Annotated in this window: 21 protein-coding genes; 12 read left to right on the top strand and 9 right to left on the bottom strand. The window is 68.2% G+C overall.

All coding sequences use genetic code 11. The annotated features are described in order from the left end of the window. The first annotated feature begins 293 nt into the window (after positions 1-293). Positions 294-1025: a GntR family transcriptional regulator gene (locus Q0Z44_RS09105; protein WP_298011881.1), complete on the top strand. Its 732-nt coding sequence runs from the start codon at positions 294-296 to the stop codon at positions 1023-1025. Between the two features lie 10 nt (positions 1026-1035). Here the strand turns inward: Q0Z44_RS09105 and Q0Z44_RS09100 are convergent, their stop codons facing one another. The 3 genes from Q0Z44_RS09100 to Q0Z44_RS09090 all read right to left on the bottom strand — a co-directional run bounded on the left by Q0Z44_RS09100 (position 1036) and on the right by Q0Z44_RS09090 (position 3574). Next, positions 1036-1371 carry a hypothetical protein gene (locus tag Q0Z44_RS09100; protein ID WP_298011879.1) on the bottom strand — a complete coding sequence of 112 codons (336 nt, stop codon included), beginning with the start codon at positions 1369-1371 and terminating at the stop codon, positions 1036-1038. Between the two features lie 139 nt (positions 1372-1510). Beyond that, entirely contained in the window at positions 1511-2740 is a 1230-nt protein-coding gene (locus Q0Z44_RS09095; RefSeq protein ID WP_298011878.1) for an FIST N-terminal domain-containing protein, read from the bottom strand. Between the two features lie 18 nt (positions 2741-2758). After that, complete coding sequence (locus tag Q0Z44_RS09090; protein ID WP_298011877.1) at positions 2759-3574, bottom strand: PhaM family polyhydroxyalkanoate granule multifunctional regulatory protein; 816 nt, start codon at positions 3572-3574, stop codon at positions 2759-2761. Positions 3575-3666: 92 nt separating this feature from the next. Here Q0Z44_RS09090 and Q0Z44_RS09085 point away from each other — a divergent pair, with 92 nt between their 5' ends. Both Q0Z44_RS09085 and Q0Z44_RS09080 read left to right on the top strand, forming a co-directional pair. Further along, the gene (locus tag Q0Z44_RS09085) at positions 3667-5259 is read left to right on the top strand and encodes an alkaline phosphatase D family protein (protein WP_298011875.1); all 1593 of its coding nucleotides are present in this window, start codon (positions 3667-3669) and stop codon (positions 5257-5259) included. Positions 5260-5281: 22 nt separating this feature from the next. Then, positions 5282-5887, top strand: a complete 606-nt coding sequence (locus Q0Z44_RS09080) for a helix-turn-helix domain-containing protein (protein WP_298011874.1) — start codon at positions 5282-5284, stop codon at positions 5885-5887. Between the two features lie 42 nt (positions 5888-5929). Here Q0Z44_RS09080 and Q0Z44_RS09075 read toward each other — a convergent pair whose 3' ends face one another. Continuing rightward, positions 5930-6490, bottom strand: a complete 561-nt coding sequence (locus tag Q0Z44_RS09075; protein ID WP_298011873.1) for an HNH endonuclease — start codon at positions 6488-6490, stop codon at positions 5930-5932. 281 nt (positions 6491-6771) lie between these two features. On the opposite strand from Q0Z44_RS09075, the gene Q0Z44_RS09070 reads away from it, so the two are divergent. From Q0Z44_RS09070 to Q0Z44_RS09040, 7 genes are all read left to right on the top strand, one after another. After that, the gene (locus Q0Z44_RS09070) at positions 6772-7473 is read left to right on the top strand and encodes a TetR/AcrR family transcriptional regulator (RefSeq protein WP_245932731.1); all 702 of its coding nucleotides are present in this window, start codon (positions 6772-6774) and stop codon (positions 7471-7473) included. Between the two features lie 59 nt (positions 7474-7532). After that, positions 7533-9323, top strand: coding sequence for an acyl-CoA dehydrogenase C-terminal domain-containing protein (locus Q0Z44_RS09065; protein ID WP_298011872.1), 1791 nt, complete (start codon positions 7533-7535; stop codon positions 9321-9323). An 89-nt stretch (positions 9324-9412) separates the two neighbouring features. Continuing rightward, on the top strand, positions 9413-11812 hold the full coding sequence (locus Q0Z44_RS09060; RefSeq protein ID WP_298011871.1) for a 3-hydroxyacyl-CoA dehydrogenase/enoyl-CoA hydratase family protein: 2400 nt from the start codon (positions 9413-9415) through the stop codon (positions 11810-11812). A gap of 18 nt (positions 11813-11830) precedes the next feature. Next, the gene (locus Q0Z44_RS09055; RefSeq protein ID WP_298011870.1) at positions 11831-13054 is read left to right on the top strand and encodes an acetyl-CoA C-acyltransferase; all 1224 of its coding nucleotides are present in this window, start codon (positions 11831-11833) and stop codon (positions 13052-13054) included. Between the two features lie 71 nt (positions 13055-13125). Further along, entirely contained in the window at positions 13126-14025 is a 900-nt protein-coding gene (locus tag Q0Z44_RS09050; protein WP_298011869.1) for an alpha/beta fold hydrolase, read from the top strand. 65 nt (positions 14026-14090) lie between these two features. Next, complete coding sequence (locus tag Q0Z44_RS09045; RefSeq protein ID WP_294635990.1) at positions 14091-14867, top strand: enoyl-CoA hydratase; 777 nt, start codon at positions 14091-14093, stop codon at positions 14865-14867. A 176-nt stretch (positions 14868-15043) separates the two neighbouring features. After that, positions 15044-15973, top strand: a complete 930-nt coding sequence (locus Q0Z44_RS09040; protein ID WP_298011868.1) for a diguanylate cyclase — start codon at positions 15044-15046, stop codon at positions 15971-15973. Between the two features lie 21 nt (positions 15974-15994). Here the strand turns inward: Q0Z44_RS09040 and Q0Z44_RS09035 are convergent, their stop codons facing one another. Beyond that, positions 15995-16726, bottom strand: a complete 732-nt coding sequence (locus Q0Z44_RS09035; RefSeq protein WP_298011866.1) for a 2OG-Fe dioxygenase family protein — start codon at positions 16724-16726, stop codon at positions 15995-15997. A gap of 118 nt (positions 16727-16844) precedes the next feature. Further along, on the bottom strand, positions 16845-17267 hold the full coding sequence (locus tag Q0Z44_RS09030) for an acyl-CoA thioesterase (protein WP_298011864.1): 423 nt from the start codon (positions 17265-17267) through the stop codon (positions 16845-16847). 53 nt (positions 17268-17320) lie between these two features. Between Q0Z44_RS09030 and Q0Z44_RS09025 the strand changes: the two genes are divergently transcribed. Beyond that, positions 17321-19147, top strand: a complete 1827-nt coding sequence (locus Q0Z44_RS09025) for an ABC transporter ATP-binding protein/permease (protein WP_298011863.1) — start codon at positions 17321-17323, stop codon at positions 19145-19147. A gap of 21 nt (positions 19148-19168) precedes the next feature. Here Q0Z44_RS09025 and Q0Z44_RS09020 read toward each other — a convergent pair whose 3' ends face one another. Both Q0Z44_RS09020 and Q0Z44_RS09015 read right to left on the bottom strand, forming a co-directional pair. Then, entirely contained in the window at positions 19169-20104 is a 936-nt protein-coding gene (locus Q0Z44_RS09020; protein ID WP_298011861.1) for a DUF4394 domain-containing protein, read from the bottom strand. A gap of 43 nt (positions 20105-20147) precedes the next feature. Then, positions 20148-20981, bottom strand: coding sequence for a prohibitin family protein (locus Q0Z44_RS09015; RefSeq protein WP_298011858.1), 834 nt, complete (start codon positions 20979-20981; stop codon positions 20148-20150). Positions 20982-21093: 112 nt separating this feature from the next. Between Q0Z44_RS09015 and pyrC the strand changes: the two genes are divergently transcribed. Beyond that, positions 21094-22137, top strand: a complete 1044-nt coding sequence (gene pyrC, locus Q0Z44_RS09010) for a dihydroorotase (protein ID WP_298011857.1) — start codon at positions 21094-21096, stop codon at positions 22135-22137. Positions 22138-22149: 12 nt separating this feature from the next. Here the strand turns inward: pyrC and Q0Z44_RS09005 are convergent, their stop codons facing one another. Next, positions 22150-22953, bottom strand: coding sequence for a potassium channel family protein (locus Q0Z44_RS09005; protein WP_298011855.1), 804 nt, complete (start codon positions 22951-22953; stop codon positions 22150-22152). Between the last annotated feature and the right edge of the window lie 23 nt (positions 22954-22976).

Raw genomic sequence — 22976 nt, 5'->3', positions numbered from 1 at the left:
ACGGTCTTTTGAAACGGTCGTTCGAATTCAGGCGCATTTATAGCGCATGGTGCCCGGTCTGTGTCAAGGCGGCCCCGTCGCCCCAGGGGCCTCCCCCCGAAAGCGAGGGGCAGGATTTCCCGCGGCACGCGGTGGTGACGCGGGACTGAAGCGGATCAGGGGTGTGCTGCCGGGCCTCCGGTACGGTGAGGGCGGAATTGGCTTTGACCCTTCCGAGGGATGGTGATGTGACGCAGGGCATGCCAGCATGGCTGTTGAGCCGAATCCGGCTTTCTCCCTTTCACCCTCTCCCCATGACGCTGGCCGTTCCGTCCCTGCCCACGCCGCCTGTCGCCCTGTCTGCCGGCACGCTCGCCGAGCGCGTGTACGCCCAGATCAAGCAGCTCATCTTCGATTTCGTGCTCTTGCCGGGCGACCGGTTCTCGGAGAGCGACCTGGCCAACCGCGTGCAGGTCAGCCGCACGCCCCTGCGCCAGGCGTTGCAGCGCCTGCAGCGCGAGGGGTTTCTGCTCGTGTTTCCCAAGAGCGGCTGGCAGGTCGCCCCGCTGGATTTCGATGCCTTCGGCCAGCTCTACGACCTGCGCATGCTGCTCGAGACGCACGCGGTCGCACGCCTGTGCGAGGCCGATCCGCGCCCTTCCCTCGACGAACTCAACCGTGTGTGGCTGGTGCCCGAGGCAGAGCGTCAGCACACCGTGTTGACGATCGACCGGCTGGACGAGGCGTTTCACGCCGCCCTGGTGGAAGCCGCGGGCAACACCGAGATGGCGCGCGTGCACGCCGATGTGACCGACCGCATCCGCATCATCCGCCGGCTGGACTTCACCAAGCCGCAGCGCGTGGAGGCAACGTACGACGAGCACGCGCTGATCCTGCGCGCCATCACCCGGCGTCGCGCCGACGAGGCCCAGCGGCTGCTGCGCGCCCACATCGAGCACAGCAAGGTCGAAGTGCGGCGGATCACGATCGAGACCCTTCAGAACGCCCGGCTTCGCATGGCGGAGGCGCACACTCCGCCGGGCTGAGTCGTCGGGGTCAGTCGCCCAGCTGCAGGTCGGGGATGCGGCGCAACATCAGCACATCACGGGGGTCGACCGGCTGGGTGTCGCCGTGTCCGACGAAGCGGTAGTGCTGACCGGAGGTGCTGGAGCGCACGCTCAAGCGGCCTTGTCCCGTGAAGCGGGCGAACCGCGTGGGGGCCTGGGCGGCGGGCACCGGAGGCAGGGCGTTGCCCAATGACACGGTGACTGGCGAACGTCGAGGCAGCAGCGCCGTGGCGACCACGGGCGCTGCAGCGGGCGACGGGGCCGGGCCGAGGCCGGGCGCCGAAAACGGAATGGGAACGCGTTGTGCGGACGGACGGGCGATCATGGTGGCTCCTGGGTGGGCTCAGCCATGCTCGAACGGGCCATGGCGCGCAGCGGTCTGCATGCAGTGTCCGGCGCGGCCCGATGCCGGGGAATCCCCCTTGGGGTGGTGTCTGGGGGCTGAGCCACCCAGATAGGGGGGGTCAGCAGCCGAAGACCGTCAGCACGCCCGTGTAGCCGTAGAGATGCCGGCGCGCGATCTCACCGCCCGCGAAAAAACCGACCAGCGGCACATCGCCCAGCGCGTGCCGCACGATCTCCATTTCAGCGTGCGGCCCACCGAAGTGCGGCCCGCCGCGGCCCGAACAGCTGATGTAGACCGCGCCGGCCATCTGGCGGCCGGGCGACTCCAGGGGGTCGAACTCCTCGCGCACCTCGGCGCAGGCCCGCACCAGATCCTGCCTGGCGGCCTGCACGTGGCGCTGGCAGAACGCCAGCTGCATGCCTTCCTCGACCCAGTCGCTCACCGCCACGCCCTGACGAGCGGGATCCAGCCCCACCAGGTGCCGCACGCGGGTGTCAGCGCCGAAATGCTGGCCGTGCTGCATCAGGTCCGATCCAGCGTCGGTCAGGCCGACCAGCGTGGCGCGCATGCGGGGCAGGGCCTCCCGCTGCCAGTCCGTGCCGCCCACCCGGGCGGTGACGCCCAGATCGCGCAGCAGGCAGGTGAGTGCGGGCTCGCCATCGAGTTCATAGACCAGATTGCGGTCGGCAGAAGTGACCTCGCGGCGCGGGCCGATCGGCTCGCAGCCCTGCGTCACGCGCGAGACCACGTCGACATGGGCATCGAAGGCGACGCCCGACACCCCGCCCTCCCACACGCCGACCTCGTCCTCGCCATCGTGCGGGTCAAAGGCCAGGTGTAGCGCGTGCTGGCGGCCGGTGCTCAGGCCGCCGAAGAGGTAGCCCGTGTCGGTCCGTTCCGCCAGTTCGGCGAGCAGCTCGGGCATGTCGGCCGTGCGGGCATCGGCGTGCACCTGCGCGGTGTGGGCGCGCCACACGCCGTCCTGCGCCATCACCCGTTCGGCCGGGCCGGGCAGCGGGTGCCGCCCATGAAAGATGCGGAACGTGGCCGGCGGCAGGTTGCACAACATCACCACCAGCGCGGGTTCGTCGATGTACTCCACCCCGGTGGCCAGCACACCGATGCCCACGCCCCCGACCCAGGCGACGCCCGGCAGGCGCGCGCGCAGGCTGTCGAGCACGGCTTCGGCGTGATCTGAATAGGCTTCGGTGAGGTAGCACCAGCCGAGGCTGGCTTCCATCGTGGTGGCGCCCTGTGATGCCAGTTGCGCCCAGACGATCTCGAGGGCCAGCTCGGGATGCGGGTGGGTGGCGTGGGCGTGCAGGAAGCGCAGCGGGGCAGATCGCATGGCCGTGCCTGTGAGGGGTCAGTCCGCCTGCGGATCGCCGCGACGGCGGGCAGCGGGGCGCGAGGGGCTGCGCGGCGTGCCGGCCGCGGCTGTCTTGCGGGTCGGCGTCTTGTCGGCGGCGGGGCGGCTGCTGTCGCGGGCCGGGGTGCCGCCGGCGGCCTGGGGGCGGTCCTTGGGGGCCGCGGAGGCAGGCGACGGCATGGCCGATGCGGCGGCGGCCTGGTTGGCCAGGTGCGTGAACTGCTGCGTGAGGGTGTCCCACCACCGCATCGGGTTGATGAGTTCCGGCGAGGCCTCGGCCGACGGGCCAGCCTCGGCCCCGGCTGTGCTCGATTCGGATGCAGACTCGGCGGGGGCGGCTTCCGACGGACGGTCTGCCGACGCGGCCGAGGCCCGGGCCCGGGCCATCCAGTCCGGTGCGGCGGGGGGCTCCGCGCCCGTGGCCGGCGAGTCCGGGCGCACCTTCAGCGCATCGCGCACGGCGTCCATCGAGACGTTCATGCCCTTGAGCGTGGCCAGCGTCATGCGCTGCACCTCCATCCCCTGGATGGTCATGGCGATCATGCGGGCGTTCTGCTCCAGCCAGAACTGCACCGTCTTGAGATCCCGGATGCGCTTGTCCAGTTCTTCGGGGTCGAGCGTCGGCAGCGACCACGCGGGCAGGCCCGCAGGTGCGGCGCCGGCTGCTGCCTGCAGATTGGGCATGGCGCTGCCGGCGGCCTTCATCCAGTCCTGGAAGAAGTCCAGACCGGCGCCAAGGCCCGCAAACGGATTCAGGCGGTCGGTGGGGTTCGGCGTGCCGTCGTCGGCAGGGCTGGAGGGGCGGGTCGACATGCGGGTCTCCTCTTGGGCTTTAGGTCATTGTGCCCGGCCTGTGCGGCGCACGCGAGGGCTGGGGAAAACCCCGCCGCATAATCGGCGGCTTCATGCAACGCCGACAACTGTTTCTCCACGCCAGCCGCATGGCCGCCGCCCTGGCCTGGCAGCAGCTTTTTGGGCCCGGTGCCCGGGCGCAGCCCCTGCAGGCGCCGGACTGGACCGCCCCGGGCGAGGTGTTCTCGCTGGGGGTGGCAAGCGGTGAGGTGCAGCCCGAGTCGGTGGTGATCTGGACGCGGCTCGCTCCCGAGCCCCTGAAGCCGGACGGGGGCATGCCGGCCGCGGCGGTGCCCGTGCGCTGGCTGGTGGCTCGCGACGCCCGGTTCGAACACGTGGTGGCGTCCGGCCAGGCGCTGGCTGCGCCAGAGGCCGCGCACAGCGTGCATGTCGACGTGACGGGGCTGCAGCCGGGCCGCAGCTACCACTACCGCTTCGAGGCTGGCGGCCAGACCAGTCCGGTGGGGCGCACCCGCACTGCGCCCGCGCCCGAGGCCCGGCCGACGCGCATGCGCGTGGCGCTGGCGTCGTGCCAGCACTATGAGGCGGGCCACTTCACGGTCCACCGCGAAATCGCCGCGGCCGATGTGGACCTGGTCGTGTTCGTGGGCGACTACATCTACACCTCATCGGTGCCGTCGTTCAACCGGGTGCGCCGGCACCCGCACCGCTTCCCCCGGGATCATGCCGACTTCACGCTGGCGCATTACCGCGTGCACCACGCGAGCTACAAGCTGGACGCCGACCTGCGCGCCTGCCATGCGGCGCACCCCTGGCTGCTGGCCTGGGACGACAACGAGGTGGTCAACGACTACACCGGCGACCGCGATGCCGAGATCGACGATGTCGACACCTTTCTTGCAGTGCGGACGGCCGCCTACCGGGCCTATTTCGAGCACCTGCCGATCTCGCCCACGCGGGCCCCGACCGGGCCGCGGATGCGCATGCACGCCCGCTATGACTGGGGGCGGCTGGCCACGTTCTGGACGGTGGACACGCGGCAGCACCGCGATCCGTCGCCCTGCACCGGCCGCACGCAGAGCCTGTTCAATGGCAAGCTGGTGCGCAACTGTCCCGAACTGGCCGTGCCCGGGCGCGATCTGATGGGCCGCGCGCAAGCCGACTGGCTGAGTTGGGAGCTGGCATCCAGCGCGGTCGACTGGAAGTTCATCGTGCAGTCAACCCAGGTTGCGCCGGGCACGATCCGGGCCCCGTTCGGGCGCGTGGTCTATGGCGACGGCTGGGATGCGTTCCCGGCCGCACGCGAACGCCTGATGCAGGCCATCGCGCAGCCCCGCGTGCCCGATGTGGTGTGCCTGGGCGGCGATGTCCACCGCCATGTGGCGGCCCAGCTGCGACTGCATCCCGAGGACCTGAACTCGCCCGTAATCGCCAGCGAGGTGGTGACCACCTCGGTGTCCAGCAAGGGCCTCAGCGAAGTGGTCACCGCCTGGCTCAAGGGCGGCAACCCCGACATGCTGCACGCCCGCGCCGACCAGCGCGGCTACGTGGTGCTGGACGTCACACCGCGTCAGATCGACATCGAATTCCGCGGCACGCCGCACCCCGTCCGCCCCGACTCGCGGCTGCGCACGCAGGCCCGCTACCGCATCGATCGGGGGATCCCCGGCCCGCGGCGCGTCTGAGCAGCCTGCCTACAATCACACCATGGCCCGTCTTCCCTTCAGTCAGCAGGTACGCCAGGCGCGCGAAGACGCCATCGTGGATGCCGTCAACCGCCTTCTGGCGGGCAAGGGCTTCGACCTCATGACGATGGACGAGGTGGCCGCCGAGGTCGGCATCGCGAAGGCCAGCCTCTACAAACACTTCGACTCGAAGGAGGCGCTGGCGGCCGCGGCGATGAAGCGCCTCTTGAGCCGCGCCCGTGTCGAACTGGACCGCGTCGAGGCGACGACCGGGCTCGACCCCCTGGCCCGCCTGCAGGCCGTGGTGCGCTGGACCATGGGCGTGCAGCTGGCGGGCGAGATGCCCTCGCTGCCTTCGCAGAACTCGTCATTGCGCACGGCCCTGATGGCCGACATGGACTACATGACGCTGCTGCTCGGGGTCAGCGAGCGCCTCAGCGGCTGGATCCTGCAGGCGCAGGCGGCCGGGCAGCTCGGTGCCACGGTGCCGCCCGAGGTCGTGCTCTACACGCTGTTTGCACGCGCCTGTGATCCGGTGCTGGCGGTGCTCAAGGCGGGCGGCCACCCCGATGAACGCATCATCGACTGGGTGATGGCCACGACGTTCGACGGCCTGCGCGCCCGTTGAGCGGCTGGGGCGTGGCGGCGACGCCACCGACGCCGTTCTGACTCAGTTCTGGCGCAAGCGGCTGTGGGCTGGCACGCTGGCCAGCAGGAACTCCATCTGGTCGGCCAGAATGCGGCGCCCGCGCAGGATCATGTCCTCATGCAGGCTGGGCACATAGGGCAGGTAATACAGAGACCAACCCAGCTCGTGCAGCGTGCGGTTGCCCTTGCGCCCGTTGCAGCCGCGGCACGCGGTGATGCAGTTCATCCAGGTGTCGTGGCCCCCGCGCGAGGTCGGCACGATGTGCTCACGCGTGAGGTGATCCAGCGCGAAGTGCCCGCCGCAGTAAGCGCACATCTGCCGATCGCGCGCGAAGAGCTTGGGATTGCTGAGTGCGGGCTGCTGTCGCCAGGCCCGGCTGGGCACGGCACCGTGCACCGCCACGATCGGATGCAGGGCCAGCCGCGATTGCTGACCCGTGAGCCGCTGGATGCCACCGCGCAGCACCATGAAGGGCTCGCCCAGCGTCCACGCGACACCGTCGCTCGCATACACCACCGCCGCGTCCTTGGCCGACAGCCAAGCCTGCGGACGGCCTGACACGTCAAGTTGCAGCACGTCCATGCAGCCTCCAGTAAGGCATTGGTGCGCTACAGCATAGAGACCTTGCGTGACATTCTCAAGCACGCCGGGCCCTGCAGATGGCGGGGCCCCTGTGGAGAACCCTGAGGTCGCGCGACCGCACCGCGAGCAAGGCGATGCACCCCGGCACGACAAATCCCCAAAAAAATTTGGGGCGGACTCACACAGCCGTCATCATTTTCTGCAAAATAGCACGGTCGTTCGATTTAGCACGACCGTTCGTATTTTTTTGAAGGAGCCCGCCTGTGTCCGTCCCGCCGCCCATCGACACCAAACACGCCGCCGAGTCTGGGCGCGAGCGTGGGCGTGGTGCCGCCAAGGGGCAGCAGACGCGCGCAGCCATCCTCGACGCGGCCCTGAACCTGGCCTCGCAGATGGGCATCGAAGGCCTGTCGATCGGCGCGCTCGCTGAAGTCACCGGCATGAGCAAGTCCGGCGTGTTCGCCCACTTCGGCTCACGCGAAGAATTGCAGATTTCGGTGATCCGCGAGTACCACGCCCGCTTCGAGGAAGAGGTCTTCAAGACGGCCATCCAGCAGGCGCGTGGCCTGCCGCGCCTGCGTGCCCTGTTCGAGAACTGGGTGGCCAAGGTCGCCACCGAAATCGATTCCGGCTGCATCTACATCAGCGGTGCCGTCGAGTTCGACGACCGCCCCGGCCCTGTGCGCGACGCGCTGGCCGGCATGGTCGTCACCTGGCACACGTCGCTGGTGCGCGCCATCCGCATGGCCATCGAGATGGGCCACCTGCGTGCCGACACGGATCCGATGCAGATGCAGTTCGAGATCCACGGCCTCATCCTCTCCTTGCACCACGACGCCCGCTTCCTGCGGTCGACGGGGGCCATCGAGCGCGCCCGGGTCGCTTTCGACCGTGTGGTGCAGTACTACGCACAGGGTGCACCCAACCCCTTGCCATACCAACCATCCACCGCGGCGGCGTCATCCGCACCGGTGTCCCGCTGAACCCATCGCCTGGCCAGATCAGGTTTATTCAAGTGTCTTTCTGACCGAGGAGCTTCACGATGCCTTCCTACACCCCCCCTCTGCGCGACATGCAATTCGTGATCCACGAGCTGCTGGGTGCCGTTGACGAGCTGAAAAAGATCCCTGCCTATGGCGATCTGGACACCGACACCGTCAACGCGGTGCTGGAAGAAGGCGGCAAGTTCGCTTCGGAAGTGCTGGCTCCGCTGAACCTGGTCGGCGACGTCGAAGGCTGCACGCTGAACAAGGAAACCCACGAGGTCACGACCCCGAAGGGCTTCAAGGAAGCCTACAAGCAGTACACCGAAAACGGCTGGTCGGCGCTGTCGGCCGATCCGGAGTGGGGCGGCCAGGGCCTGCCCCTGCTGGTCAACCAGGCCATCTACGAGATGCTGAACTCGGCCAACCAGGCCTGGACCATGTACCCTGGCCTGAGCCACGGTGCCCACGCCTGTCTGGAAGCCCACGGCTCCGACGAGCAGAAGAAGATGTACCTGCCCAAGCTGACCTCGGGCGAGTGGACGGGCACGATGTGCCTGACCGAGCCGCACTGCGGCACCGACCTGGGCCTGCTGCGCACCAAGGCTGAACCTCAGGCTGACGGCACTTACAAGCTGACCGGCCAGAAGATCTTCATCTCGGCCGGCGAGCACGACATGGCCGACAACATTGTCCACCTGGTGCTGGCCCGCCTGCCGGACGCGCCTGCCGGTTCGAAGGGCATCTCGCTGTTCGCCGTGCCGAAGTTCCTGGTGAACGCCGACGGCTCGCTGGGTGCGCGCAATGGCATCTACTGCGGCGGCCTCGAGCACAAGATGGGCATCCACGGCAACGCCACGGCCCAGATGGTGCTGGACGGTGCCGTCGGCACGCTGGTCGGCCAGCCGCACCGCGGCCTGCCCGCCATGTTCGTGATGATGAACGGCGCCCGTCTGGGCGTGGGCAACCAGTCGCTGGGCCTGACGCAAGTCGCCTACGAGAACGCCGTCAACTATGCCAAGGACCGCGTGCAGATGCGTGCGCTGTCGGGCCCGAAGCGCCCTGACCTGGCTGCCGACCCGATCATCGTGCACCCTGACGTGCGCAAGATGCTGCTGACCGCCCGTGCCTACGCCGAAGGCGCCCGCGCCCTGGTGTACTACGTGGCCATCGAGCTGGACAAGGCCCACAACCATCCGGACGAAGCCGTGCGCAAGGAGTCGGACGACATCGTCGCGCTGCTGACCCCGATCGTGAAGGCCTTCATCACCGACAACGCCTGGATCTCGACGGTGCACTGCCAGCAGGTCTACGGCGGCCACGGCTTCATCCACGAGTGGGGCATGGAGCAGTTCGTCCGTGATGCGCGCATCAACATGATCTACGAAGGCACCAACACCATCCAGTCGCTGGACCTGCTGGGCCGCAAGGTGCTGGGCGATGCTGGCGCCAAGCTGACCAAGTTCGGCAAGGTGGTGGGCCGCTTCGTCAAGGAAAACGCCGACAACGAAGCCATGCAGGAGTTCACCAAGCCGCTGGCCGATCTGGGCCAGAAGGTGCAGGCCTTCACGATGGAAATCGGCATGAAGGGCATGCAGAACCCCGACGAGGTGGGCGCTGCCGCCGTCGACTACCTGCGCGTGGTCGGCCACATGGTCTATGCCTATTTCTTCGCCCGCATGGCCAAGATCGCCCTGGAGAAGCAGGCTTCCGGTGACGCCTTCTACAAGGCGAAGCTGGCCACCGCCCGCTTCTACTTCGCCAAGCTGATGCCTGAAGTCGAAACGCTGATGATCACGGCCAAGGCCGGTCTGAAGCCGCTGACCGAAATGGAAGAAGCCCTGTTCTGACCGACAGGCACCCGATGAAGGGCGTGCTCCGCACGGGGTGCGCCCTTCAGCCTCTCTCCTCCTTTCCAAAATCTCTGCCAGGAGAAAACATGAGTCGATTCAATGTCCGCAAGGTGGCCGTGCTCGGCGCCGGCGTGATGGGTGCCCAGATCGCGGCCCATCTGGTCAACTGCAAGGTGCCGGTCGTGCTGTTCGATCTGCCTGCCAAGGAAGGTCCGAAGAACGGCATCGTCACCAAGGCCGTTGAAAACCTCAAGAAGCTCAAGCCGGCTCCGCTGGGCGTGGCCGAAGACGCCGCGCTGATCCAGCAGGCCAACTACGAAGAGCACCTGGAAGTCCTGCGCGGCTGCAACCTCATCATCGAGGCCATCGCCGAGCGTCTGGACTGGAAGGAAGACCTCTACAAGAAGATCGCCCCGTTCGTGAACGACAACGCGATCCTCGCCACCAACACGTCCGGCCTGTCGATCACCGCCATGGCCAACGTGCTGCCCGAGCAGCTGCGTTCGCGCTTCCTGGGCATCCACTTCTTCAACCCGCCGCGCTACATGGCGCTGCTGGAACTGATCCCCACCGAATACACCAAGCCGGAAGTTGTCGACCAGCTCGAAGCCTTCTCGACCTCGGCCGTGGGCAAGAGCGTCATCCGCGCCTACGACACCCCGAACTTCATCGCCAACCGCGTGGGCGTGGCCGGCATGCTGCTGACCTTCCGCGAAGTCGAGCGCTCGGGCCTGGGCTATGACGTCGTCGACGACCTGACCGGCAAGAAGCTGGGCCGCGCCTCGTCGGCCACCTTCCGCACCGCCGACGTGGTGGGCCTGGACACGATGGCCCATGTCATCAAGACGCTGCAGAACGGCGCCAAGGACGACCCGTTCAACGGCGCGTTCGAAACCCCCGCTGCCCTGACCATCCTGATCGAGAAGGGCTTCCTGGGTCAGAAGACCAAGCAGGGCTTCTTCAAGAAGGAAGGCAAGACCATCCTGCAGTTCAACGCTGCCACGGGTGAGTACGGTGCCGCCGGCGGCAAGGCCGACGAAGAAGTCAGCAAGATCCTGAAGAAGCCGGCCGCCGAGCGTCTGAAAGCGCTGCGCGAGTCGAGCCACCCGCACGCCCAGTTCGTGTGGGCCATCCTGCGCAACGCCTTCCACTACGCTGCCGTCACGCTGGAATCGATCGCCGAGACCGCCCGCGACGTGGACTTCGCCATGCGCTGGGGCTTCGGTGCCAAGCAGGGCCCGTTCGAGCTGTGGCAGGAAGCCGGCTGGAAGCAGGTCGCTGAATGGGTGAAGGCCGACATCGACGAGGGCAAGGCCCTGTCGAAGGCGCCCCTGCCCGCCTGGGTGTTCGACGGCCGCGACGGTGTGCACACCGCCGAAGGTTCGTGGGCGCCGAAGCTGGGCAAGTACGTGCCGGTGCGCAACCTGCCCGTCTACGAGCGTCAGTACTTCCGCGAGAACGTGCTGGGCTCGAACGCCCCGTCGGCCGCCACCGCTGGCAAGACGCTGTTCGAAGACGCCGCCATCCGCCTGTGGACCCTGGACGACGAAGTCGTCATCGCCTCGATCAAGTCGAAGATGCACACCATCTCGGCCGAGGTCACCTCGGGCCTGACCAAGGGTCTGGAGCTGGCCGAAGCCGGCTACAAGGGCCTGGTGATCTGGTCGCAGGACGGCCCGTTCTCGGCCGGTGCCGACCTGCAGTCGATGATGCCTGCCTTCATGCAGGGCGGCGGCAAGGCCATCGCTCCGTTCGAGAAGCAGCTGCAGGACTTCATGCTGTCGCTGCGCTACTCCAACGTCCCGACCGTGGCTGCGATGCACGGTCTGGCCCTGGGTGGCGGCTGTGAGCTGGCCGTGCACGCTGCCAAGCGTGTGGCCGCGATGGAAACCTACGTCGGCCTGGTCGAAGTGGGCGTGGGCCTGATCCCTGGCGGTGGTGGCCTGGCCTACCTGGCCCGCCGCGCAGCCGAGCTGCTCGAGCCGTCGAAGGGCGTGTCGGGGCAGGTCGGTGGCGAACTGATGGGCTTCCTGAAGGAAGGCTTCCAGGCTGCGGCCATGGCCAAGGTCGGCACCTCGGCGATCGAGTCGCGCAAGTTCGGTTATCTGATCGACGGCGACATCATCGTGCCGCACAAGGACGAAGTCCTGCACGTGGCCATCGCCCAGGCCAAGGCCATGTACGAGTCGGGCTACCGCGCCCCGGCCAAGAAGCTGATCCCCGTGGCGGGCCGCAGCGTCAAGGCCACGCTGCAGTCCTCGCTGATCAACATGCGTGATGGCGGCTTCATCAGCCAGCACGACTACTACATCAGCTCGTGCATCGCCGATGTGCTGACCGGCGGCGACGTCGATGCCGGCACCCTGGTGAGCGAGGAATACCTGCACGCCCTGGAGCGCAAGCACTTCTGCACGCTGCTGGACAACCCCAAGACGCAAGAACGCATCATGGGCATGCTGTCGACCGGCAAGCCTGTCCGCAACTGATCGATCGGAGACACACACATGTCCAAGCAACTCCGCGACGTCTACGTCGTTGCCGCCACCCGCACCCCGATCGGCAAGTCGGGCCGTGGCGTGTTCAAGAACACCCGTCCTGACGACCTGCTGGTCGCCACCATCAAGAACGCCCTGAAGCAGGTTCCCTCGCTGGATCCGGCCGCCATCGAAGACGCCATCATCGGCTGCGCGATGCCCGAAGGCGAACAGGGCATGAACGTGGCGAAGATCGCCGCGCTGCTGTCGGGTCTGCCCAAGACCGTGGCCGGTGCCACCGTGAACCGCTTCTGCGCGGCCGGCATCACCGCCGTGTCGATGGCCGCCGACCGCATCCGCGTCGGTGAAGCCGAAGTCATGATCGCCGGTGGCGTGGAATCGATGTCCATGGTGCCCATGGGCGGCTCCAAGCCCTCGTTCAACCCGGCCGTGGTCAACGTCGACGAGAACGTCGGCATCGCCTATGGCATGGGCATGACCGCCGAGAAGGTGGCCGAGAAGTGGCAAGTCACCCGTGAAGAGCAGGACGCCTTCTCGGTGGAATCGCACCGCCGCGCCATCGCCGCCCAGCAGGCTGGCTGGTTCGACGCCGAGACCACCCCGATCGAAGTGGAAGTGCGCACGCCCAACCTCGAGACCGGCGAGGTGACCGTCACCAAGAAGGTCATCACCCGTGACGAAGGCGCGCGCCCCGACACCTCGATGGAAGGCCTGGCCAAGCTGCGCCCGGTGTTCGCGGCCAAGGGTTCGGTCACGGCCGGCAACTCGTCGCAGACCTCGGACGGCGCTGGCTGCCTGATCCTGGCTTCGAAGGAAGCCTGCGAGAAGTACGGTCTGCAGCCGCTGGCCAAGTTCGTGGCCTTCGCGGTCAAGGGCGTGCCGCCCGAGATCATGGGCATCGGCCCGATCGAAGCCATCCCCAAGGCTCTGGAATATGCCGGCCTGAAGGCCTCGGACATGGACTGGGTCGAGCTGAACGAAGCCTTCGCCGCCCAGTCGCTGGCCGTGCTGAAGGATCTGGACAGCAAGGGCTACGTGCTGGACCGCGCCAAGGTGAACCCCATGGGCGGCGCCATCGCTCTGGGCCACCCGCTGGGTGCCACCGGCGCCATCCGTGCCGCCACCGTGGTGCACGGCCTGCGTCGCACTGGCGGCAAGTACGGCATGGTGACGATGTGCATCGGCACCGGCCAGGGCGCTGCCGGCATCTTCGAGCGCGTGGACAGCCTGTAATCGGCCCCATCGCGCTGGACGCCTGAGAAAGCCCGCCGCCGTGCGGGCTTTTTCTTGAACGCCTCGCCACCATGGAACACCTCGAACACCTCCACCTGCACACCGACGATGGCCACACGCTGGCGGCCCGGGCCTTCCGGCCGCTGGAGGGGGCGACGGTGCAGCGCGCCGTCATCGTGGCGCCGGCGCTGGGTGTGCCGCAGTCGTTCTATGACCGCTATGCACGCTGGCTGGCCGGCCATGGTTGCGTGGTCTACACGCTCGACTGGCGCGGCATGGGCGAGTCGGCCCCGGCCGACCTGAAGCGTTATCGCGCCCGCCTGACCGACTGGGCGCGGCACGATGCGCCGGCCATCATGGCGCTGGTGAGCGAACGCCACCCGGGGCTGCCCATCAGCTGGTTCGGCCACAGCATGGGCGGCATCCTGTTCGGGATGATGCCGCAGCACCCGCAGATCGACCACGTCGTGACGCTGGGCAGCGGCAGCGGCTTCACGCGTCACCTGGCGCCGCGGCTGCGGCCGTGGATGGGGCTGTTCTGGCATGTGGTGGTGCCGCTCAGCGTGGCGCGTCACGGCTATTTCGCCGGGCGGCGGATCAACGCGGTGGGTGACCTGCCGCGGGGCATCGTCGCGCAGTGGAAGCGCTGGTGTGCCAGCTCCGACTTCCTGTTCAGCGAAGGGGCCGAAGTAGTGGCCGCGTACGCCGCGGTGCGCAAGCCGATCACGGCCGTGCTCTTCACCGACGACACGATGGCCAGCGCGCGCGGGATCCGCGCCGTGCACGCGGGCTACACCGGCACCACCGTGCGCCACCTCCACCTGCGTCCGCAGGACATCGGGGCGGCGCGCGTGGGCCACTTCGATTTCTTTCACGCTCGCACGGGCCCGCGCGGCTGGGCACACAGCCTGGCCTGGCTGGGCGTGACACCGCAGGCCGACACGGCTGAACCCTCCCGGCAGGCCGCCTGACGCCCTAACATGGCGCCTTGATTCCGGCCCCTGCCTCTCGAACCGCATCCTTCAGGAGACCTCTCATGTCCGATCCCATCCTCGCCCACGTCGAAGGCGCGGTGCTGACCCTCACCTTCAACCGCATCGAGAAGAAGAACGCGATCACGACCGCGATGTACTCGGCGCTGGCCGACGCCCTGACCGAGGCAGCCCAGGACGACGCCGTGCGCGTGGTGGTGTTCCAGGGGGCGGTCGAGGTCTTCACCGCGGGCAACGACCTGGCCGACTTCCTGAGCAAGCCGGCCGACCTGTCGCCGGGCGCCGAGCCGGCCCCGGTGGTGCGCTTCCTGGAAGCGCTGCGCACCTTCCCCAAGCCCGTGGTGGCGGCCGTGTGCGGCCCGGCCGTGGGCATCGGCACGACGCTGCTGCTGCACTGCGACCTGGTCTACGCGGGTGACAACGCGGCCTTCAGCCTGCCGTTCGTCAACCTGGGCGTGTGCGCCGAGGGCGGCTCGAGCCTGCTGTTGCCGCAGCTGCTGGGCTACCAGCGCGCGGCCGAAAAGCTGCTGCTGGGCGAGGCCTTCTACGCCGACGAGGCGCTGGAGATGGGCCTGGTCAACCGCATCCTGCCGCCCAACGAAGTGAACGGATACGCCCAGGCGCAGGCCGCCAAGCTGGCCGCCAAGCCGGCCACCTCGCTGCGCGCCACGAAGGCGCTGATGAAGAAGCCGATGACCGGTCTGGCCCAGGCCATGATCGACGAGTTCCAGTCCTTCGGTGAGCTGCTGCGCGGCCCGGCCGCCCGCGAGGCCATCAGCGCGGTGATGGAAAAGCGCAAGCCCGATTTTTCGAAGTGCTGAAACGGACGGGCCTGTTAAAGGCCTGTCCATGAACTGTCGCGCCTTACGGGCGATGCGGGTCGGCAGAATGCGAAGTAAGTCTCGCCAGGGTGGTGTCAAAGGCAGGGGCGGCGCGCATAATGGGCCCCTTCCGGTCTTCTACGTGGTGGCGCCGTGCGCTGCCGTCCTGACCCGCCTTGTTCGACATCCGTCTGCCTTCCACCCTGGTCCAGTCCGTGCTGGACGCGCTGCCCACGCCGGTCTTCTTCAAGGACCGCGCCGGCCGCTACCAAGGGTGCAACCGCGCCTTCACCGAGCTGATGGGCAAGCGGCCAGAGGAGCTGCTCGGGATGTCGGTGTTCGACCTGTCTCCGCCCGAGCTCGCCCGTGTCTACCAGGCGGCCGATGAGGCCTTGATGCAGGCCGGAGGCGAGCAGCGCTACGAAGCGGAAGTGCAGCGCCCCAATGGCGAACGGCTGCACGTGCTGTTCTACAAGGCGGCGGTGCGAGATGAGCAGGGCGTTGTGTGCGGTCTGGTGGGCACCATCCTCGACATCACCGAGCGCAAGGCGCTGGAGCACCGTTTGGCCGATCTGGCTGACCGTGATGCGCTGACGGGCTTGCTCAACCGGCGCGCCATCCTCGCCCACCTGGAAGGACTGCACGCCGACCGGCGTCAGACCCGGCAGCCGCTGTGCCTGCTCATGGTCGATGTCGACCATTTCAAATCCATCAACGACCGCTTCGGTCACGCCATCGGCGACGAAGCGCTGACCCGCGTGGCCGACTGCCTGCGCGGTAACCTGCGCGACGGTGACCGGGTGGGCCGCATCGGTGGCGAGGAGTTCCTGGTGGTGCTAAGCAGCACCGATCTGGACGACGCGCGCGGCGTGGCCGAGCGGCTGCGCCAGGTCGTGTCTCAGATCATGATCGACACGCTGGGCGGGATGCTGCAGCTGACCGTCAGCATCGGCCTGGCGCGCAGCCTGCCTGATGAAGACTGGGCCCACGTGCTGGGCCGTGCCGACGAAGGGTTGTACGCCGCCAAGCGCACCGGGCGCGATCGCGTCGTGGTGGCACAGAACGAGGGCCGCCACCTGTTGAACAAGGACTGGCGGCGCACCTGACGCCGCCTCGGGTCGTCGCGCTTACGGCCCCTGGAAGCCGCCCTGGCGGAAGGTGAGCACCAGCGTGTCGCGCCAGCCGTGGTCGCCCAGGGGCTGGATCGGCGTCGATTCGTGGATCACGCGCTCGTCGTCGATCAGCATGGTGCTCCAGGGCTCGGTCAGCGTGAAGCGCACGCCGCGCGGGCCGTCGGCTTCGAAGACCCGGGTCTCGCCGCCCTTGATGGCATGGCGCTCGAGCATCAGCACGGCCACGAAGTCGACGCCATCGCGGTGAGCGCCCTCCGGCGTCGGCCGACCGATGCCACCGGTGGTGTCGACCCGGAACTGGTGGGCCTCGATGTACCAGCGGTCCACGGGCTTGACGCGCGCCAGCAGCTGACCGATCTGCGTGAGCAGCCCCTGCCACAGCGGGTGAGCACAGATAGCCGGTGCGACGGGTTCGAACCAGCGCTCGAAGCCGCCGTGCAGTGCGTTGTAGGTGACCGGTTGCCAGTGCGCGCGGTGCTGCACCTGGGTCAGTGTGCCGTCGGCGATGTCGAGCGTGAAGCAGCTGTGACGGCGGAAGCGGTAGTGCCCGCCGTCGCGCAGGTGCTGGTCGGGCGGCAGGTCGTTCCAGCTGGCGTGCAGGGCGTCGGCCGTGGCGGCGTCGCTGTGAAGCCAGTCCAGCAGCACGGCCGGGCGAAGCAGGGCCCAGCCTTGCTGGTGAAGGGCATCGGGAACCTGATCGAGGGAGGTCGAGGTGAGCGCGTCCATAAGGCCGACATGGTCGCACAGACCGCGGTGGGCGCCCGGCGACAGGGTGGCGTCGCGCGCGGTGCGCTGCCGGCTCGCTTGACCTGCCGCAACCCGCGGGTAAGGACCGAGGGGCGGATCAGGCCGCAGGCACGGGCCGGGGCTTGCCTTCAAGGTCGATGGCGACGTACGTGATGTGCGCCTCGGTGACCTTCACGAGGATCGGGTCGGTGGGCTGGCGCTCGGCCCAGACCTCGACATGCACCTTCATCGACGTGCGGCCCACCGATTCGATGCGGGCGTAGAACGACAGCAGGTCGCCCACCGACACCGCATTGCGGAAAACGAACTCGTTGACGGCGACGGTCGCCACGCGCCCGCGCGAGATGCGGCCGGGCAGCACGCAGCCAGCCAGATCGACCTGGGCCATGATCCAGCCGCCGAAGATGTCGCCATTGCCGTTGGCGTCCTTGGGCATGGGCATGACCCGCATGACGAGCTCCATGTCGGGATGCAGATCGGCGGGGGTCAGAAGGGTGTTGGGGCGGGGAACGACGGTCATGGGCAATCAGGCAGACAATCTGCGTCTTCGGTCTGACCCGTGATTGTTCCAGAATGCGCCGCTACGCACACGTTCCTGCCGCCGAGACCCCAGCCGGCTCCCCCTCCGCCGCCCCACAGCACAGCGAACGCCAGACCCTGGCTCGCCTGTGGCCCTATTTGTGGGCCTACAAGGGCCGGGTGATGCTGGCGCTGGCCTTCATGGTGGGCGCCAAGCTGGCCAACGTGAGCGTGCCGCTCGTCCTCAAGAACCTGGTGGACCGCCTGGCGCCCGATGCGGGCAGCCCGCAGGCGCTGCTGGCCGTGCCCGCCGGGCTGCTGCTGGGCTACGGGTTGCTGCGCCTGTCGACCTCGGTGTTCACCGAGCTGCGCGAGCTGGTGTTCGCCAAGGCCACCGAGGGCGCGGCGCGGCGCATCTCGCTGGAGGTGTTCTCGCACCTGCATGCGCTGAGCCTGCGCTTTCACCTCGAGCGCCAGACGGGCGGCATGACCCGCGACATCGAGCGCGGCACGCGCGCGGTGCACTCGCTGATTTCGTACTCGCTTTACAGCATCGTTCCCACGGTGATCGAGGTGGCGCTGGTGCTGACGCTGCTGGGCAGCAAGTTCGACATGGTGTTCGTGTGGATCACGGTGGCAGCGCTGGTGCTGTACGTGAGCTTCACCGTGGGCGTGACCACGTGGCGCACCCGTTTTCGGCGCGAGATGAACGAGCTCGATTCCAAGGCGCACACGCGCGCGGTCGATTCGCTGCTGAACTACGAGACCGTCAAGTACTTCAACAACGAGGCCTTCGAGGGCCGGCGTTATGACGAGGCGCTGGAGCGTCTGCGCAAGGTGGCCGTGCGCACGCAGCAGACGCTGTCACTGCTCAACGCCGGGCAGCAGACCATCATCGCCACGGCCCTGATCGCCATGCTGTGGCGAGCCACGCAGGGCGTGGTTGACGGGCGCATGACGGTGGGCGACTTGGTCATGGTCAATGCCTTCATGATCCAGCTCTACATCCCGCTGAACTTCCTGGGCGTGATCTACCGCGAGATCAAGCAGTCGCTCACCGACCTCGACAAGATGTTCACGCTGATGGCGCGCGAGCGCGAGGTGGCCGACGCCGCCGACGCCCGTCCGCTGCTGATCAAGGACCACCTGGCTCCGGCCGTGCGGTTCGACCATGTGCAGTTCGCGTACGACCCGTCCCGTCCCATCCTGCACGACGTGAGCTTCGAGATTCCGGGCGGGCAGACGGTGGCCGTGGTGGGCCCGTCGGGCTCGGGCAAGTCGACGCTGGCGCGGCTGCTGTACCGCTTCTACGACGTGCAGGGCGGCCGCATCACCGTGAATGGCCACGATGTCCGCAGCCTCACGCAGGACAGCCTGCGCCGGCACATCGGCATCGTGCCGCAGGACACCGTGCTGTTCAACGACACCGTGGCCTACAACATCGCCTACGGCCGCCCCGACGCCACGCGCGAGCAGGTGGAGCAGGCGGCCAGGGCGGCGCACATCCACGATTTCATCGAGGCCACACCGGCGGGCTACGACACCATGGTGGGCGAGCGCGGCCTGAAGCTGTCGGGCGGCGAGAAGCAGCGCGTGGCCATTGCCCGCACGCTGCTGAAGAACCCACCCATCCTCGTGTTCGACGAGGCGACCTCGGCGCTCGATTCGGCGAACGAGCGCGCCATCCAGGCCGAGCTGGCGGCCGTCGGCCAGGGCAAGACGGTGCTGGTGATCGCGCACCGGTTGTCGACCATCGTGCACGCGCACGAGATCCTGGTGATGGATCAGGGCCGCATCATCGAGCGCGGCACGCACCCGCAGCTGCTGGCCGCGAACGGCCGGTATGCGCAGATGTGGCGCCTGCAGCAGCACGAGGCCTGAGCCAGCCCCGCGCTGGCCGGATCAGGGCTCGATGGCCAGGCCCCGCAGCACCACACCCTGGCCCACGCCGCCGATGAAGCGGGCCTGGCCCGATTTCAGATCGACCTCGTACAGCCGCGTGGCCCGGTCGGTGCCGCGGCGGGTGGCGAGGTAGGCCCGGTTGTTGGTGTCGGCGATGTCGAAGGCGGCGTCGTCGAACCCGTCGATGGCCAGTGGCCCCACCGAGCGCATCAAGCCCGTGTTCGGCGAGACCTCGGGCCGCGTGCCCTCCAGCGAGCCCATGATGGACAGGTGGCGCGTCTGCGCGTCGATCGCGTAGTTCGTGGTGATCTTGTCGTTGTCGGCGTTGTAGGTGTAGCCCACGGCCACGATGCGGGCAGGGCGTCCCTCGAGCAGGTCGCCCGGCGCGTAACGCAGCGTGCCATCGGGCTGGACGCCCGGCTGCTGCGGGTTGCCATCTACGGCGGCGCCGGTGTCGGGGTGCAGGCGCAGGTTGGCGCCGGCGTCGGTCACCACGCGGATGCGGTCGACCGTCGGGTTGAAGTCGAAGCCAACGTGGGCGCCGGCCGGCATCGTCACCGGCTCGCCCACGGGCGTGGCCTGGCCCGTGGTACGGTCGATGCGCAGCAGTCGGCCCTGGGTGGACAGCCCGTACAGCAGGCCTCTCGCGACCCGGTAGTCGATGCCCACCAGCGCCTCGCCCGCTGCCAGCCCTTGCAGTGGCTGACGGCTGAGGATCTGCTCGGGCGCGCTGCCGTTGAACGTGACCAGCACGTTGTCGTCGGTCACGCCGACGATCAGCTCCTTGCGCTCGATTCGCGGGGCCGGCGTTTCGAGGTAGGAGGCCCGCGCGGCCGCGTCGGGCGCCGGGGCACTGACGCACCCGGTCAGCACCGACAGGGCGAGGCTGGCCGCAAGGGCCATGTGGCGAGAAGACGGGTGGCGAGGGATGGCCATGGGCGGTACTCCTGGGCGGGCAGCCCGCGGCCGCCAGCCATGTTCAATCGGGCTTGACCTGGATGAACGGCACGGTGCCGCCCGTCACGTTGGGCAGTTTGCCATCCCACTTGCGGATGGCCTCCCGCTCGTTTTCCACCTTGCGCAGCTCCAGCAGTTCGCGCGTCACCTGCTGGCGTTGCAGGGCCAGCGCGTCGGCTTCGGCCCTGGCCGAGGCGACCTTCTGCTTGGCCTCCACCTCGATGCGCTGCAGGTCGCGTTCGGCCTTGAGCTTCTCCTGTTCGGCCTTGACCTTGGCCTCGATGGCCTCGGCGAACGAGCGCGAAAACGCGAAGTTCACGATGGCGAATTCGTCGAGGATCAGGCCGTGGCGTTCCATCTTCTGCTTGAGCAGGCCGCCGATGGCATCGCGCACCTCGGTGCGGCGTGTGACCAGCTCTTCGGCCGTGAAGCGCGCTGTGACGGCCTTCACGGCCTCCTGCGCAGCCGGGATGATGATGCGGTCGGCCGCGATGTCGGTGCTTGGTCCGATCGAGCGGAACACGTCCACCACCCGGCGTGGATCGAGGTGGTAGTTGATGGCAATGCGCGTGTGCACCGACTGCAGGTCGCGCGAGGCGGCGTCGCCTTCACCTTCGCCCTTCTGGATGCGCACGTCCATCAGGTGCATGGACTGCGCCAGCGGCACCTTGAAGTGAATGCCCGGCTCGTAGACCGCGTCATCTGGCTTGCCGAAGGTGGTCTTGACGCCGCGCTCGCCGGCGGTGATGACGACCACGGGGTTGATGAGAGACAGCGCGAAGAGCGCACCCACGACGAGCAGGACGCCCTTGAACACCGCGCCGAAGCGCGAGGGAGAAGAAGAAAGCGAATTCATGGTCCTTCCTGATGCAGCCGCTCGGATGGCGACCTTGCCGTGATCCTACCGGCCCTGCAGGCAGGCGGCGGTGCGAAAATGGCGACTGATTCCACACCGAACCCGCTCTGCCATGACCGACACCGCGCCCGCCACGCTGACCCTGACCCGCCCCGACGACTGGCATCTGCACGTGCGCGATGGCGCGGCCATGGCTTCGGTCGTGCCGGCCACGGCGGCTCAGTTCGCCCGCGCCATCATCATGCCCAACCTGCGTCCGCCGATCACGACGGCCGAGCAGGCCGTGGCCTACCGCGACCGCATCCGCGCGGCGGTGCCGGTCGGTGTGGCCTTCGAGCCGCTGATGGTGCTCTACCTGACGGACAACACCCCGGCCGAAGAGGCGGCCCGCGCCAAGGCCATGGGCGCCGTGGCCTTCAAGCTCTACCCGGCCGGCGCCACCACCAACAGCGACGCTGGCGTGACCGACCTGCGCAAGACCTACAAGGTGCTCGAAGCCATGCAGCGCGAGGGCCTGGTGCTCTGCGTGCACGGCGAGGTGACCGACAGCGAGGTCGACGTGTTCGACCGCGAGAAGGCCTTCATCGACGACAAGCTGATCCCGCTGCGCCGCGACTTCCCCGAACTGAAGATCGTGTTCGAGCACATCACGACCAAGGAGGCCGCGCAGTACGTCACCGAGGCCGACCGCTTCGTGGGCGCCACGATCACGCCCCAGCACCTGCTGTACAACCGCAACGCCATCTTCATGGGCGGCGTGCGCCCGCACTACTACTGCCTGCCCATCCTGAAGCGCGAAGAGCACCGCCTGGCGCTGGTGCAGGCCGCCACGAGCGGCAGCACGAAGTTCTTCCTGGGCACCGACAGCGCGCCGCACGCCTCGCACCTGAAGGAGAACAGCTCCGGCTGCGCCGGCTGCTACACCGCGCCGTGCGCCATCGAGCTGTATGCCGAAGCCTTCGAGGCCGCCGGTGCGCTCGACAAGCTGGAAGGCTTTGCCAGCTTCCACGGCCCGGACTACTACGGTCTGCCGCGCAACACCGACCGCATCACGCTGGCGCGCGAAGACTGGGTGGTGCCGGAAAGCCTGCCCTTCGGCGAGGCCGTGATCAAGCCGCTGCGTGGCGGCGAGACGCTGCGCTGGCGTCTGCGCTGAGCCCGGGCGGGCTCAAGGCCCGCTGGGAGGATCGGATGAGGCGGGTGACTCCGCCCGCAACGCGCGGATTTCTTCCCGCAGACCGGTGATTTCCTGTCGCAGCGAGCGGATCTGCGCGTGCATGTCACGGAGGATGTCGCGCTCGACCTTGCGCTCCTGCGTGCCGACGAACATGGCCGCAATGCTGGCCGTGACCAGCGACAGCAGGCCGTAGCCCAGCAGCACCACAAAGACCGAGAACACGCGCGAAGCGGTGCTGCTTGGCACAACGTCGCCATAGCCGACGGTTGCGGCGGTGGAGAACGCCAGCCACAGGCCCTCGTGCAGCGAAGTCACCCCCGGGTCGAGCCAGTAGAAGCCGATGCCGCACAGGCCGATGACGGTGGCGCCCATGCCCAGCAGCCGGGCCAGACCGGTCTCGGTGAACAGCGGCTTGCTGATCTTCAGCAGCCGGTAGAGCATCAGCACCGCGATCGCCAGGCGCCAGATCAGCGCCGGCTCGGATTCATTGCTTTGCGGCAGCACCGCGTTGAGCAGCAGGGCCGCACCCAGAAACCAGTCCAGCCGCAACTCCATGGGGTGATGGCCCCAGGTGTGACTCTGGTCGTCGGGCGCGGGCCCCAGCTTCCGGAGCGCCTGCCGCACCCGCCAGGCGGACACCAACACCACCGTGCCGCTGAGCAGGTACATCCACGTCGCCCACGTGGCGGGGGTGGGCATCATGGAGTCGTAGAAGGCCGGCACGCTGGCGGTCAGCGCGATCAGCATCGGCCACGGGGAGTGGGCCGCGTCGAAGCGGCCGAAACGTCTGGGCATGGCAGGGCGGGGCCACGCGGCCC

It is taken from the genome of uncultured Aquabacterium sp. (assembly GCF_947366995.1).
In the GTDB taxonomy this organism is placed as follows: domain Bacteria; phylum Pseudomonadota; class Gammaproteobacteria; order Burkholderiales; family Burkholderiaceae_C; genus Aquabacterium.
Note: the sequence above shows the minus strand (reverse complement) of the source record. Positions and strands in the feature narration are given on the sequence as shown.